The sequence below is a fragment of the Sulfitobacter sp. TCYB15 genome, from assembly GCF_040435955.1.
Lineage (GTDB): Bacteria > Pseudomonadota > Alphaproteobacteria > Rhodobacterales > Rhodobacteraceae > Sulfitobacter > Sulfitobacter pontiacus.
Window position 1 is genome coordinate 508,176 of sequence record NZ_CP159193.1, and the last position, 13,478, is coordinate 521,653.

Sequence of the window (13,478 nt, forward strand, 5' to 3'; positions counted from 1 at the left end):
CCACGCTTTACCGGGGCCGCAACCGGCCTATAGTTACGGGATGATCAAAACACTTACCTCTCGCGTCCGGCTGATGGCGCTTTTGCTGGTGGGGCTCGCGCTTGCGGCCTGTACCGATGCTGCGCCCAAGGGCGGCGGCGATATTCTGGTGATTGGCGACTCCGTCATGGCGTGGAACGGATCAAGCGATCAGGCGATCCCCGATGCGATGGCAGCCAGCCTCGGGCGCAATGTGGTCAGCAAGGCCGTCCCCGGTGCGCAGTTCAGCAATGACAGCACGCTTTTATCCGCTGTCGGTTTCGACATTCAGGATCAGTACCCCGGCGGGCGGTGGAACTGGATCGTGGTGAACGGCGGGGCCAATGATCTGGGGTTCAACGACTGCAAATGCGCGGCCTGCACGCCTGTGGTCGACACGCTGATCGCGGCGGATGCCGCTACTGGGGAAATCCCCGCCTTCCTGACACGTTTGCGCAGCACGGGCGCGCAGGTGATGTGGATGGGGTATTACGCCGGCAATGGCAAAGGGTCATTCGAGGGCTGTCGCGATGATCTGGTGCTGCTGGAACGCCGCATCGCGCGGTTTGCGGCACAAACCCCGGGGGTGACATTCCTTGATTCAGAAACCGTCATCGACCGTCAGGATCCCAGCCTGTTTGCCAGCGATAACACCCACCCGTCGCCCAAGGCCTCTGCGCTGATCGGGGCCTATCTTGCAAAAGGGATTTCCGCCCGCAGTGCCCGTTCACAATAGGCCATTGCCACGATATAGCTGATGGCTATGGCAAAACGCGCATCCTCCAAATCCAAGGGCAAAGCCAAGTCCAAGACCCCGTCCCCTGCGGCGCAGCTGCGGTCGCTCAAGCGGCGGGTGGTTCGGGGCGCGTTCAAGCTGGTGCTTGCCGTGCTTGGCCTGTTGATCGCCCTGGTGTTGCTGTTCGCGGTGATCAACCCGCCGACGACCCCCTATATGTTCAGCGAAGGCCGCAGGTTGGGGGGCGTGGACCAGCAATGGGTCGCGCTGGAAGACGTGGCCCCTGTCATGGCGCGGTCTGTCGTGGCGGCGGAAGATGCGAATTTCTGCGAACACTGGGGCTTTGATCTGGCCGCGATCAAACGCGCCATCGCCGAGGGATCAAACCGCGGGGCATCCACCCTGTCGCAGCAGACGGTCAAGAACGTCTATCTCTGGCATGGTCGCACATGGTTGCGCAAATCGCTTGAGGCCGGGATCACGCCGCTGGTTGAAACCGTCTGGACCAAGCGGCGCATCATCGAAGTCTATCTGAACGTGGCCGAGTTCGACGAAGGCATCTTTGGTGTCGACGCTGCGGCGCAACATTACTTTGGGGTGATTCCCGCCAAGCTGACCGCAACCCAAGCGGCGCGGCTGGCCGCGATCCTGCCGTCGCCGAAAACCCGTTCGGCCGCGCGCCCCTCTGCCGCGGTGCGCAAGCGCAGCGCACAGATCCGCGATGGTGCGGCGACAATCAGCAAGGACGGACGGGCAGCCTGTTTCGAGAGTTGAAAAACCCAACCAAGACGGGCATGAGGATGAAACCCCTGTTTGTTAGTACCGGAACCCCTTATGGCTCGCCTGTTTCACGTCCCGCTTTCGCCGTTCTGCCGCAAAGTCCGGCTGAGCCTCGCTGAAAAGAAGATCGAGGTCGAACGCGTCGAAGAGCGGTATTGGGAGCAAGACCCAGATTTCATGCGCCGCAATCCGGCAGGCAAGGTGCCTGTATTGCAGCTTGACGGCATCATCATGTCCGAAAGCGCCGCGATCTGCGAGTATATCGAAGAGACCCGCCCTGAACCGTCGCTGATGCCCTCTGATCCGGTCCAGCGGCTTGAAGTGCGTCGTCTGGTCAGCTGGTTCGATGACAAGTTCCACGATGAGGTCACCTCGAAGCTGCTGTATGAACGGGTGAACAAAAAGGTGATGAAACAGGGCTTTCCCGACAGCCGCAACGTCAAGGACGGGGCTAAGGCGATCAAGTATCACATCGACTATATGGCATGGCTGCTGGACCACCGGCGCTGGCTGGCGGGCGACGTGATGACGCTGGCCGATTTCGCGGCGGCGGCGCATCTGTCCTCGCTTGATTATATCTCGGATGTGGACTGGAACCGGTCCGACGTGGTCAAGGACTGGTACGCCAAGATCAAGTCCCGCCCCGCGTTCCGGTCGTTGCTGGCCGATCAGGTGCCGGGCTTCCCGCCGCCGAAGCATTACAATGACCTTGATTTCTGATCCACGCCGCGCCCGATGTCTGTGACACCGGCTGCCGATACGGACGCCCTGCGGGGCCGGTTGGTGGCGCAGGCGCTGGACGAAGGCTTTGTCTCTTGCCGGATCTGCCGCCCCGACGCGGTGCCTGATGTGCCCGAACGGCTGCAGGCTTTCGTCGATGCAGGCTATCATGGGCAGATGGCGTGGATGGCCGACCGCATGGCGTGGCGCGGCAACCCTGCTGCCCTTTGGCCCGAGGCCCGGTCGGTGATCATGCTGGCCGAAAGCTACACGCCTGAATATGACCCGACCGAGGTGCTGAACCACCCCGACAAGGCGGGCGTGTCGGTCTATGCGCAGGGGCGCGACTACCACGACATCGTAAAGAAACGGCTCAAGCGGGTGGCGCGATGGCTGGTGGCGCAGGAACCCTGCGAGGTGAAGGTCTTTGTCGACACGGCCCCTGTGCCGGAAAAGGCGCTTGGGCAGGCGGCGGGGCTGGGCTGGCAGGGCAAGCACACCAATCTGCTAAGCCGCGACTGGGGGAACTGGGCCTTTCTGGGTGCGATTTTCACCACGTTGGAATTCACCCCCGACACGGCAGAGGTGGATCACTGCGGGTCGTGCCGATCCTGCCTCACGGCTTGCCCGACCAATGCCTTCCCCGCGCCCTATCAGCTGGATGCGCGGCGCTGCATTTCCTATCTGACGATTGAACACAACGGGCCGGTCGACCTAGAGCTGCGCAGCAAGATGGGCAACCGCATCTACGGCTGTGATGATTGCCTTGCCGCCTGCCCGTGGAACAAATTCGCCGTCGCGGCGAGCGATTTGCGCTATCACGGCGGTGTCGGAGCCCCCGATCTGGCAGAGCTGGCGGCGCTGGATGATGCGGCCTTTCGTCTGCGATTCAGCGGCTCGCCGATCAAGCGGATCGGGCGCAACCGGTTCATTCGCAATGTGCTTTATGCCATCGGCAATTCCGGTCAGGCGCGTCTGACCCCTGTGGCGCAGGGCCTGTTGGACGATCCGGACGCGACTGTCGCCGACGCGGCGCAATGGGCCGTGGCCCGTCTGCGCGAAAACCAAGGCTGACAGGGCTGGACCGCTGCGCCGGAACAGGTAAACCCTAGGAAAACGGTGCAAGGATAGTTGAATGGCGCTTTTGCTTGGGGTCGATACGGGCGGCACCTATACGGATGCGGTGCTGATCCGCGATGAAACCACGGTGATCGCATCGGCCAAGGCGCTGACCACCCGCGCCGATCTGGCCATTGGTGTGGGGCAGGCCGTGCGCCGCGTGCTGGCGGCGGCCGATGTTTCAGCGGGTCAGGTGGCGATGGCGTCGCTGTCGACCACGCTGGCAACCAATGCGCTGGTCGAAGGGCAGGGCGGGCGCGTCGCGTTGATCTATGTCGGCTTCAAGGAACGGGATCTTGAAACCCACGGGCTGGCAGGGGCGCTGAACGGTGACCTCTATCTGATCCTTGGCGGTGGTCATGACCACGCAGGCGCAGAGCGTGCCCCGCTGGACGAAGCCGCGCTGATCTCCTTTTTGACCGAGCAGCGTGAACAGGTCAGCGGTTTTGCCGTCGCCAGCCAGTTTGCCACGCGCAACCCCGCGCATGAGCAACGCGTCGCCGACTTGGTGACGCAGGTGACGGGGCGGCCCGTGTCGGCCTCGCATCAGCTGTCGGCCAAGCTCAACGGGCCGAAACGGGCGCTGACGGCGGTGCTGAACGCGCGGCTGATCGGGATGATCGACCGGTTGATCGGGCGGGCCGAGGATGTGTTGACCGACATTGGCGTCACGGCCCCGCTGATGGTCGTGCGGGGGGACGGGGCGCTGATCTCTGCCGCGCAGGCACGGGAACGGCCGATTGAAACGATCCTCAGCGGACCTGCGGCATCGATCGTGGGGGCGCGGTGGATGACCGGTGCGGCCCGTGCGTTGGTCAGCGATATTGGCGGCACCACCACCGATGTAGCCCTGTTGCGCGATGGCCGGCCCGCGATCGACCCCGCAGGGGCCCGCGTCGGCAGCTACCGCACGATGGTAGAGGCCGTTGCCATGCGCACCACTGGTCTGGGGGGCGACAGCGAGGTGCATTTCCTGACCGAAGGCTTGCATGGGGGGGTGACGCTGGGGCCCAAGCGGGTCTTGCCCATTGCCCTCATCGCGACGGAGGCACCCGAGGTGGCTCATGCCGCGCTTGATGCGCAGCTGCGCAGCACCACCCCCGGCGAATATGACGGACGCTTTGTGCGTGCCGTGGCAGGTCAACCGCGCGAGGGGATCTCGGCGCGTGAACAAATGCTGCTGGACCGTATTGGTGACGGGCTGCACCCGATGGCCGACATCCTGCGCGCCCGCATAGAGACAGGCGCGCTGAAACGTCTGGTAGAGCGTGGCTTGGTCCAGCTGGCCGGCGTTACGCCATCGGACGCAAGCCATGTGCTGGGACGGGTCGCGGCGTGGGACGCAGAGGCCGCAGGCAAGGCGCTGCGGTTGTTTGGACGGCGACGCACAGGCGCGGGGCAGATGCTGGCCCCTGACCCCGCCGCTATGGCGCAGATCATCGTGGATCAACTGACCGAACAGACCGCGCTAGCCATGCTGGAAGCGGCGCTGGCGGAAGAAGCGCCCGCCTTTGATACAGAACCCGAAACGCTGGCCCGCCACGAGCTGTTGCAGCGCGGGTTGCGCGGGCACGCGGGGCTTGTGCGGATCGAGGCGGCGCTGAACGTGCCGGTGATCGGGCTGGGGGCCTCTGCCGCGGCTTATTATCCGGCGGTGGGGGAACGGCTGGGCACGCAGATGATCCTGCCCGAACACGCCGCGGTGGCAAATGCCATTGGTGCAGTCGTGGGCCGGGTGACCATGCGGGAAAGCGGCACGGTGACCTCGCCCGCAGAGGGGCGGTTCAGGGTGTATCTGGCCGGCGGGCCGCAGGATTTCACTGATCAGGCACAGGCGCTGAGCACGCTTGAGGCAACCCTGCGCGACAAGGCAGAGGCGGCGGCGCGGGCGGCGGGGGTGGTCGATGTGCAGATCGACGTGCAACGCGACATCCGCCATGCAGAGGTCGAAAGCCGCAAGGTCTTTATTGAAGCGCTGCTGACGGTCGAGGCGACAGGCAGGCCAAGGGTCGCATCGGCCTGACTCTGCACAAAAGAAAACGGCGCAAACCCGAGGGGCTGCGCCGTTTTGCGTTTATTCTGCTGCCGCGCGTTTGGGCAGGACCCAATCGGGGCGCGGGAAGTGGCAGGTATAGCCGTTTGGAATACGCTCCAGATAATCCTGATGCTCGGGCTCTGCTTCCCAGAAATCGCTGACGGGTTCTACCTCTGTCACGACTTTGCCCGGCCAGATGCCCGATGCTTCGACATCGGCAATCGTGTCCAGCGCCGTGGCTTTCTGGTCCTCGTCGACATAGTAGATCGCCGAACGATAGCTCAGCCCGCGGTCATTGCCCTGACGGTTCAGCGTTGTCGGGTCGTGGATCTGGAAAAACAGTTCCAGCAGATCACGATAGCTGATCACGTCGTCGTCAAACATCACCTCGATCGCCTCGGCATGGGTGCCGTGGTCGCGGTAGGTGGCATTGGGCACATCGCCGCCCGAATAGCCCACGCGGGTCGATAGAACCCCCTCGCGTTTGCGGATCAGGTCCTGCATGCCCCAAAAGCATCCTCCGGCCAGTACTGCGCGTTGTTCGCTCATGCTACATCCTCCACTTGGTTGATATAATCGCCATAGCCTGCGTCTTGCATGTCGTCACGATGAATAAAGCGCAACGAGGCGGAATTGATGCAATAGCGCAGCCCGCCACGATCCGCGGGACCGTCGGGGAAGACGTGGCCCAGATGGCTGTCCCCATGGGCGCTGCGCACTTCGGTGCGGATCATCCCCAGCGACGCGTCACGCAGTTCGGCGACATGGGCCGGTTCGATGGGTTTGGTAAAGCTCGGCCAGCCGCAGCCGGAGTCGTATTTGTCCGAGGACGCGAACAGCGGCTCGCCAGAGACGATGTCTACGTAGATGCCCGGCTCTTTGTTATCGAGCAGCTTGCCCGTGCCCGGCCGTTCGGTGCCGTTCTGCTGGGTGACACGGAATTCTTCGGGGGACAGAGCGTTAATGGCGGCGTCGGTCTTTTCATAGGTCGGCATGCGAGGCTCCTTTGCGGTTTGATACATTAAATGGGGCCTGCGCGGGTTTTTCAAAGGGGTAAAGCACCGACGCACCGATCTGTGACCGCCCGCCTGTTGCCCAACCCCTTGGCTTGCAGGTCAGGCCCGGCGCTGCCGCGAGACCTGAACCGCAAGAATGCCGAGGGCAATCACGGCGACACCGATGATATCCTGAACCCCCAGCGGTTCGCCCAGCAACAGCCAGGCAATCGCCACCCCGAAAAACGGGTTGAGGAAATGGAAGGTCGCGGCGCGGGTGGCTCCGATACGGTTGACCAGCCAGAACCAGACCACCGTCGCCAGCAGTCCCGGCACCAGACAGGTATAAAGGAACGCCAGCGCCAGCGGCCAGCTTGGGCTGATGTGCGGCGTCTCGAACAGCAAGGTCGCAATCGACAGCGCCACACAGCCGACAAGCATCTGCAAGCCCACCACCATCAGGAAGTTCCCGCCAGAGGTGGCACCGCGCACCAGCAGGGTCGCCGCTGATAGCGCGACCACACCGACGCCGCATAGCACCAACCCCGTCAGATCGACGCCGCCGCTGATCCGTGCCCCCATAATGATGGCCACCCCGATCACACCGGCGATCAGCCCTGCAATGCCCAATGGCTTGAGCTTTTCCCCCAGAAACAGCCATGTCGCCAGACCGACCAGCAACGGCATGGTCGAGGCGATGATCGCTGCCAGTGACGCCTGTACGGTCTGCATCGCGACAAAGTTCATCCCCAGATAGACCGCGTTTTGCAGCACGCCGAAAATGATCGTTGCCCGCCATTGCGCGCGCGTCAGTCGCCACGTCTGACCAAGCGCCAGCGCGACCCCCACGCCGATCAGGCCTGAGATCAGGTACCGCGCCGACAAAGCCATCAAGGGGGACGCGTCCGCGACGATAATCCGCGCCGACGTAAAGGCAGAGGACCACATGACGGCGAAGGCCAGCCCCATGAGAATTGCACGTATATCCATGAGGGGGCCTTTCAGGTTTTCCAGTGGGCGGAGACTTCCGCAGTTGTCCGACAGGGGCAAGCGCATTCAGCGCAACGCAGACCTGCGCCAAACGCAAAGGGCCGCCCGTGGGCGACCCTTTGTCAGAACAGACTGTGATCAGTCTTATTCGTTAACGCTGTCTTTCAGCGCTTTCGCGATGGTCATCTTAACAACCTTGTCCGCGTCTTTCTTGAACTGTTCGCCGGTGGCAGGGTTGCGCACCATACGCTCGGGGCGTTCGCGGCAGTAGATTTTGCCAATGCCGGGAAGTGTCACAGCGCCACCGCCGGAGACTTCTTTGGTGATCAACGCGCAAACCGCGTCCAGTGCCGCGCTTGCTGTTTTCTTGTCTTCGCCCATTTCCTCAGCCAAAGCCGCGACGAGCTGGGTTTTTGTCATTGGTTTAGTTGCCATCTTGTTTTTCTCCTTCGTCCGCCCGGATTAGGGCCTCACGCGCAGAATGTAACGGTATGTTGTGGCTGAACACAACGAATAGGTCGCAAGAAACCGCGAAAACATGCTATTTTCAGCCGATTTCGGCCTTTAGAGAAAGGCAGTTTCGTCAAACGAGCGCAATTTTCGGCTATGCAACCGCTCTAGCGGCATATCGCGCAGCTGTTCCATCGCGCGAATACCGATCATCAAGTGTCGTGCGACCTGCGTTTTGTAGAAATCAGACGCCATACCGGGCAGCTTCAATTCACCATGCAGGGGTTTGTCCGAGACGCATAGAAGCGTGCCGTAGGGCACCCGGAAGCGGTAGCCGTTGGCCGCAATCGTGGCGCTTTCCATATCCAGCGCCACGGCGCGCGACTGGCTGAGCCGTTGCACCGGACCGGATTGATCGCGCAATTCCCAGTTGCGGTTGTCGATGGTGGCAACAGTGCCCGTGCGCATGATCCGCTTCAACTCGTAGCCCTCAAGCTGGGTGACCTGTTCAACGGCGTCCTCCAGCGCGATCTGGATCTCGGCCAGCGCGGGGATCGGAACCCAGACCGGCAGGTCGTCGTCCAGCACGTGATCCTCGCGCAGATAGCCATGCGCCAGCACAAAATCACCAAGCGCCTGTGTGTTGCGCAAACCGGCACAGTGGCCAACCATCAGCCACGCATGGGGCCGCAGCACGGCGATGTGGTCGGTCGCGGTTTTCGCGTTGGACGGGCCGACGCCGATGTTGACCAGCGTGATCCCGGACCCGTTCGCGCGCTTGAGGTGGTAAGTCGGCATCTGCGGAGTCTTGACCGACGCAGGCAGCGGCGCGTCGCCGTCCGAAATCTCGACATTGCCGGTAGATACGAAGGACGTGTAGCCGCTATCGGGGTCACGCAACATAGCGCGGGCGTATTCCTCGAACTCGGTGACGTAGAACTGGTAGTTGGTGAACAGCACGTGGCTTTGGAAATGTTCGGGATCGGTTGCGGTGTAATGCGTCAGCCGTGCCAGCGAATAATCGACGCGCTGCGCGGTGAAGGGGGCCAGCGGGCGTACGTTGTCCAGCGGCAGATAGGTGCCGTTGACGATGTCGTCATTGGTTGTGCTCAGGTCCGGCACGTCAAACACATCGCGCAGGGTGAAATCCGCGGCACCTTCCTGCGGGATCGTCACGCTGTCGTCATTGCTGACCGCGAAATGCACGGGGATCGGCGTGTCGGATACCGCGATGGTCACGGGCTGGCCGTGGTTTTCGATCAGCAGACGGATTTGTTGTGTCAGGTAATGTTTGAACAATTCTGGCCGCGTGATCGTGGCCGAGAAGGTGCCGGGGGACGACACATGGCCGAACGACAGCCGTGAATCCACCTGCGCATAGCTGGAGGTGGTAAACCGGATCTCGGGGTAGAAGGCCCTGATCCGCGTTTCCGGGGCGGCGCTGTCCATCGCCTTCTGGAAATGCGCGCTCAGAAAGCCTGTCGCTTGGCTGTATAGCTCGATCAGCCGTGCAACGGCGGCAGCAGCATCGGTGAACTGTTCGGCGGGGCGGGCGTCTGGGGTCAGGATTCTGGTCATGAAACAGGCTCTAACAAAGGAATAAATTCAAAACTGCGCACATCGACCAAGCCGAGGTCAGAGATGCGCAATTCGGGAATGACAACAAGCGCCAAAAGCGAATGCTGCATATAGGCGTTGTTCAGCGTGCAGCCACAGTCGCGCATCGCCTGCATCATGGCTTCGGTCTTGGCGGCGACCTCGGAGGCGGGGTTGTCGGACATCAGGCCGGCGATCGGCAGCTCGACCATGGCCAGCTCTGCCCCGTCCTTGAAGATGGTGATCCCGCCGCCAACCTCGCGCAAGCGGTTCGCGGCCATCGCCATATGCTTGGTATCGGTGCCCACCACGATCATGTGATGACTGTCATGCGCCACGGTGGACGCCATCGCCATCGGCCCCTGATAGCCAAAGCCCGACACAAGTGCATTCACGACAGTGCCGGTGCCGCGGTGCCGTTCGACCAGCGCGATCTGGCACACTTCGCCCGTGGACTGCACGCGCCCTTCGGTCACCGGCAGCTCGAATTTCAGCGCGCGGGTGGGGGCCTGATTCTCGACGACGCCGATGACATTGGCGGTGACGGCATTGGCCCCCGCAGGAGCGGTGATCTGGAAATCATCCGCGCCAAGGGCTTTGCCCATGTTGACGGTCTGCCGCGCATGGGGCGGCCAGTCGTAATGGGGGCAGTCTACCAGACACGCGCCATCCTCGGCCACGATCTGCCCCCGCGCGATCACCGTCTCGATGGGGAGCGTTTCGAGGTCAGAGGTCAGGATCACATCGGCCCGCCGCCCGGGCGTCAGCGATCCGATCTCGCGTTCCAGCCCAAAGTGGGTCGCGGTGTTGATCGTCGCCATTTGCAGCGCGACCAACGGGTCGCAGCCGCAGTCGATGGCATGGCGCACCACGCGGTTCATATGACCGTCATTCACCAAGGTGCCGGAATGGCAGTCATCGGTGCACAGGATCATGTTGCGCGAATCCAGGCCTTTTTCGGTGATCGCGGTGATCTGTGTTTCAACGTCATACCACGCGGACCCCAGCCGGATCATCGATCGCATCCCCTGACGCATCCGCGCAATGGCATCCGCCTCGCAGGTGCCCTCGTGATCATCCGCAGGGCCGCCCGCCACATAGGCCGCAAAGGCGGGCCCCAGATCGGGGGAGGCATAGTGCCCGCCCACGGTCTTGCCCGCGCGTTGCGTTGCGGCAATCTCGGCCAGCATCTTGGGGTCGCCCGCGGTCACACCGGGGAAGTTCATCATCTCGCCCAGACCGATGATACCGGGCCAGTGCATGGCCTCGGCGACATCCTCTGCCGTGATTTCAAAGCCGGTGGTTTCCAGACCGGGGGCGGATGGCGCACAGGACGGCATCTGGGTGAAGATGTTCACCGGCTGCATCAGGGCTTCGTCATGCATCATGCGCACGCCTTCCAGCCCCAGCACATTGGCGATCTCATGCGGGTCGGTGAACATCGACGTGGTACCATGGGGGATCACAGCGCGGGCGAATTCCGCCGGTGTCAGCATACCGCTTTCGATGTGCATATGCCCGTCACACAGGCCGGGGATCATATAGCGGCCCTTTGCCTCGATCACCTTGGTCGTGTCGCCTTTGCAATGGCTGGCGTCCGGCCCGACAAAGGCAATGCGCCCCGCCTTGATCGCGATATCATGGTCTGGCAGGGTTTCGCGCGTGTGCACGTTGACCCAGATACCGCCGGTGATAATCGTATCCGCAGCGCTGCGTCCTGCCGCAACAGCGACCAGTTGATCGGCCACATCGGGCCACGAGGGGAATGTGTGTTCTTTCATACCTGACGTTGACACGAAGATCGCCCGAGGTTCAAGCCAGAGCCGTCCAGCGCTGTGGCGTTTGCACTGTCCGTGCCGACTGGGCTAACTGTCTGCAACCGACAGGACATAAGGCGACCCCATGAAGATCATGTTTGTGCACCAGAATATGCCCGGCCAATACCGCGAGCTGGTGCAATGGCTGGCCGATCAACGCACACACCAGATCTATTTCCTGACCCAACGCAAAAATCCGCCCCGTTTTGATGGCGTCGAGACACGGGTCTACAAGGCGCATCACAGACCGGCAGAGACTGCCTATGGGCTGTCAAAGAACTGGGAGGAATCGACCGGCAACGGCTTGGGGGCCGCCCGCGCGGCCAAACAGATCGAGACCCGCGAAGGGTTCAAACCCGATATCGTGGTGGGGCATGTGGGTTGGGGGGAGCTGACGTTTTTCAAGCAGATCTGGCCCGATGTCCCGATCATCGGCTTCTTCGAGTATTACTACAGCGATACCGGCGGCCCTGTGGGGTTCGACCCCGAAGACCCCGTGACCGAGAATACCCCCTTTCTGCTGCACGCGCGGAATGCCGTGCCGCTGGCCAATATCGAAACCGTCGATGTCGGGCTCAGCCCGACCTACTGGCAGCGTGACCGTTTTCCGCAAAGCTTTCACCGCAAGCTCTATGTCTGCCACGACGGGATACGCACAGACCAGCTGCGCCCCGATCCGGCGGTGACGCTCAAGCTTGGGCGGATGGATCGCGCCCTGACCAAGGATGACGAGGTGCTGACCTTTGTGTCGCGCAACCTTGAACGCACGCGGGGTTTTCATGTGTTCATGCGCGCATTGCCACGCATTCTGAAACAACGCCCCGATGCGCGGGTGTTGGTGGTGGGGGGCAACGACACCTCTTATGGCGGCAAAAGCAAACACCCCGGGGGTCTGCGTGCCGAGATGGAGGCAGAGGTGGGCAAGCACGTCGATTGGTCGCGCGTGCATTTTCTGGGCAAGCTGTCCTACGAGGATTACCAGAGGGTTATTCAGATCAGCCGCTGCCATCTTTATCTGACGATGCCATTTGTGCTGTCGTGGTCCCTGCTCGAGGCGATGGCGATGGGCGCGACGATTGTCGGCTCTGACGTGGCCCCCGTGCGCGAGGCGATTACCCACGGCGAAACCGGTCTGCTGTGCGATTTCTTCGATCCCGATGCGCTGGGCGATCAGGTGGCGGATGTGCTGGGCAATCCGGCGGCCTATGCGCATCTGGGGCCTGCGGCGCGGGCGCATGTGGTCCAGACCTATGACTTCCTGACCAAATGCCTGCCGGAACATATCGCGCAGATGAATGCATTGGTCCCCGAAGGGCAGCGGATCGCCTTGCCCCGGACCCCCACCACATAGAAAGGACGCCTCATGGAGAAAACGCTGCTGTCGATCGGGCATGGCTTTAGCGCGCGCGCCCTTGCCGCACGGCTGGTGCCGCAGGGCTGGCGCATCGTCGGCACCACGCGCAGTCCCGACAAGGCAGATGCCATCGCGGACACAGGCGTTGAACCCGTCGTCTGGCCGGGGGCCGATCTGGGCGCGTTGATCGCGCAGTTTCCCAATGTGCTCGTCTCGGCCGGACCGGACAGCGCAGGCGATCCGGTTTTGAATGCGGTCGAGGATGCGGTCATTCGCGCCGCGCCCGATCTGCGGTGGGTCGGCTACCTGTCGACAACAGGGGTTTACGGTGACCACGACGGCGATTGGGTGGACGAGGACACGCCGCTGACACCATCGACCAAGCGCGGACGCGCCCGTGTCACGGCAGAGGCACGGTGGCAGGCGATCTCCGATCTGCCGCTCCATATCTTTCGCCTCGCAGGGATCTATGGCCCCGGACGCGGCCCCTTTGCCAAGGTGCGGGCCGGAACGGCGCGGCGGATCATCAAGCAGGGGCAGGTCTTCTCTCGCATCCATGTCGAGGATATTGCCCAAGCGCTTGAGCTGTCCTTGCAGCGGCCCGACCCGGGCGCGGTCTATAATCTGTGCGACGATGACCCCGCGCCACCGCAAGACGTGATCGCCCACGCGGCAGAGCTGCTTGGCCTGCCCGTGCCCCCCGCGATCCCCTTTGATCAGGCCGATATGACCCCCATGGCCCGCAGCTTTTACGCGGAAAGCAAGAAGGTTCGGAACGACCGTATCAAGCAGGCGTTAGGCTGGGCACCGCAGTTCCCCACCTATCGGGCCGGGCTGGCGGCATTGCTTGCACAAGACAGCTGACCTT

General features: G+C 62.6%; 13 protein-coding genes. 7 read left to right on the plus strand and 6 right to left on the minus strand.

Features of this window, described 5'->3' with window-relative positions; all coding sequences use genetic code 11:
* Positions 1 to 40 precede the first annotated feature (40 nt).
* From ABM428_RS02355 to ABM428_RS02375, 5 genes are all read left to right on the plus strand, one after another.
* Positions 41 to 754 carry an SGNH/GDSL hydrolase family protein gene (locus tag ABM428_RS02355; RefSeq protein ID WP_039911725.1) on the plus strand — a complete coding sequence of 238 codons (714 nt, stop codon included), beginning with the start codon at positions 41 to 43 and terminating at the stop codon, positions 752 to 754.
* A 27-nt stretch (positions 755 to 781) separates the two neighbouring features.
* A complete protein-coding gene (mtgA, locus tag ABM428_RS02360) occupies positions 782 to 1,528 on the plus strand; it encodes a monofunctional biosynthetic peptidoglycan transglycosylase (RefSeq protein WP_132997427.1) in 747 nt (248 codons plus the stop codon).
* Between the two features lie 60 nt (positions 1,529 to 1,588).
* Complete coding sequence (locus ABM428_RS02365) at positions 1,589 to 2,254, plus strand: glutathione S-transferase family protein (protein WP_005850934.1); 666 nt, start codon at positions 1,589 to 1,591, stop codon at positions 2,252 to 2,254.
* A gap of 15 nt (positions 2,255 to 2,269) precedes the next feature.
* On the plus strand, positions 2,270 to 3,328 hold the full coding sequence (gene queG, locus ABM428_RS02370) for a tRNA epoxyqueuosine(34) reductase QueG (RefSeq protein ID WP_132997428.1): 1,059 nt from the start codon (positions 2,270 to 2,272) through the stop codon (positions 3,326 to 3,328).
* 61 nt (positions 3,329 to 3,389) lie between these two features.
* Positions 3,390 to 5,396, plus strand: coding sequence for a hydantoinase/oxoprolinase N-terminal domain-containing protein (locus ABM428_RS02375; protein ID WP_132997429.1), 2,007 nt, complete (start codon positions 3,390 to 3,392; stop codon positions 5,394 to 5,396).
* A 51-nt stretch (positions 5,397 to 5,447) separates the two neighbouring features.
* On the opposite strand, the gene msrA is transcribed toward ABM428_RS02375, so the two are convergent.
* The 6 genes from msrA to ade form a co-directional block, all read right to left on the minus strand.
* Entirely contained in the window at positions 5,448 to 5,957 is a 510-nt protein-coding gene (gene msrA / locus ABM428_RS02380; protein ID WP_037942922.1) for a peptide-methionine (S)-S-oxide reductase MsrA, read from the minus strand.
* Complete coding sequence (msrB, locus tag ABM428_RS02385; protein ID WP_037954063.1) at positions 5,954 to 6,403, minus strand: peptide-methionine (R)-S-oxide reductase MsrB; 450 nt, start codon at positions 6,401 to 6,403, stop codon at positions 5,954 to 5,956. Before msrB ends, msrA begins: the two co-directional genes overlap by 4 nt.
* A gap of 120 nt (positions 6,404 to 6,523) precedes the next feature.
* Positions 6,524 to 7,393 (minus strand): DMT family transporter, encoded by an 870-nt coding sequence (locus ABM428_RS02390; RefSeq protein ID WP_132997430.1) that lies wholly within the window; start codon positions 7,391 to 7,393, stop codon positions 6,524 to 6,526.
* Positions 7,394 to 7,537: 144 nt separating this feature from the next.
* On the minus strand, positions 7,538 to 7,828 hold the full coding sequence (locus tag ABM428_RS02395) for an HU family DNA-binding protein (RefSeq protein WP_235183739.1): 291 nt from the start codon (positions 7,826 to 7,828) through the stop codon (positions 7,538 to 7,540).
* Between the two features lie 129 nt (positions 7,829 to 7,957).
* Entirely contained in the window at positions 7,958 to 9,421 is a 1,464-nt protein-coding gene (locus ABM428_RS02400) for an AMP nucleosidase (RefSeq protein WP_005850943.1), read from the minus strand.
* On the minus strand, positions 9,418 to 11,220 hold the full coding sequence (ade, locus tag ABM428_RS02405) for an adenine deaminase (protein WP_005850944.1): 1,803 nt from the start codon (positions 11,218 to 11,220) through the stop codon (positions 9,418 to 9,420). Before ade ends, ABM428_RS02400 begins: the two co-directional genes overlap by 4 nt.
* A gap of 121 nt (positions 11,221 to 11,341) precedes the next feature.
* Here ade and ABM428_RS02410 point away from each other — a divergent pair, with 121 nt between their 5' ends.
* On the plus strand, positions 11,342 to 12,607 hold the full coding sequence (locus tag ABM428_RS02410; protein WP_132997431.1) for a glycosyltransferase family 4 protein: 1,266 nt from the start codon (positions 11,342 to 11,344) through the stop codon (positions 12,605 to 12,607).
* Positions 12,608 to 12,619: 12 nt separating this feature from the next.
* Positions 12,620 to 13,474 (plus strand): SDR family oxidoreductase, encoded by an 855-nt coding sequence (locus tag ABM428_RS02415; protein ID WP_353628125.1) that lies wholly within the window; start codon positions 12,620 to 12,622, stop codon positions 13,472 to 13,474.
* The last annotated feature ends 4 nt before the right edge of the window (positions 13,475 to 13,478 follow it).

Excerpts from the sequence above, each read along its gene's own strand:
- ABM428_RS02355 (WP_039911725.1), top strand. The coding sequence starts at position 41 with ATGATCAAAACACTTACCTCTCGCGTCCGGCTGATGGCGCTTTTGCTG.
- ABM428_RS02410 (WP_132997431.1), top strand. The coding sequence starts at position 11,342 with ATGAAGATCATGTTTGTGCACCAGAATATGCCCGGCCAATACCGCGAG.
- ABM428_RS02395 (WP_235183739.1), bottom strand. The coding sequence starts at position 7,828 with ATGGCAACTAAACCAATGACAAAAACCCAGCTCGTCGCGGCTTTGGCT.
- ABM428_RS02365 (WP_005850934.1), top strand. The coding sequence starts at position 1,589 with ATGGCTCGCCTGTTTCACGTCCCGCTTTCGCCGTTCTGCCGCAAAGTC.
- ade (WP_005850944.1), bottom strand. The coding sequence starts at position 11,220 with ATGAAAGAACACACATTCCCCTCGTGGCCCGATGTGGCCGATCAACTG.
- msrA (WP_037942922.1), bottom strand. The coding sequence starts at position 5,957 with ATGAGCGAACAACGCGCAGTACTGGCCGGAGGATGCTTTTGGGGCATG.
- msrB (WP_037954063.1), bottom strand. The coding sequence starts at position 6,403 with ATGCCGACCTATGAAAAGACCGACGCCGCCATTAACGCTCTGTCCCCC.
- queG (WP_132997428.1), top strand. The coding sequence starts at position 2,270 with ATGTCTGTGACACCGGCTGCCGATACGGACGCCCTGCGGGGCCGGTTG.
- ABM428_RS02375 (WP_132997429.1), top strand. The coding sequence starts at position 3,390 with ATGGCGCTTTTGCTTGGGGTCGATACGGGCGGCACCTATACGGATGCG.
- mtgA (WP_132997427.1), top strand. The coding sequence starts at position 782 with ATGGCAAAACGCGCATCCTCCAAATCCAAGGGCAAAGCCAAGTCCAAG.
- ABM428_RS02400 (WP_005850943.1), bottom strand. The coding sequence starts at position 9,421 with ATGACCAGAATCCTGACCCCAGACGCCCGCCCCGCCGAACAGTTCACC.
- ABM428_RS02390 (WP_132997430.1), bottom strand. The coding sequence starts at position 7,393 with ATGGATATACGTGCAATTCTCATGGGGCTGGCCTTCGCCGTCATGTGG.
- ABM428_RS02415 (WP_353628125.1), top strand. The coding sequence starts at position 12,620 with ATGGAGAAAACGCTGCTGTCGATCGGGCATGGCTTTAGCGCGCGCGCC.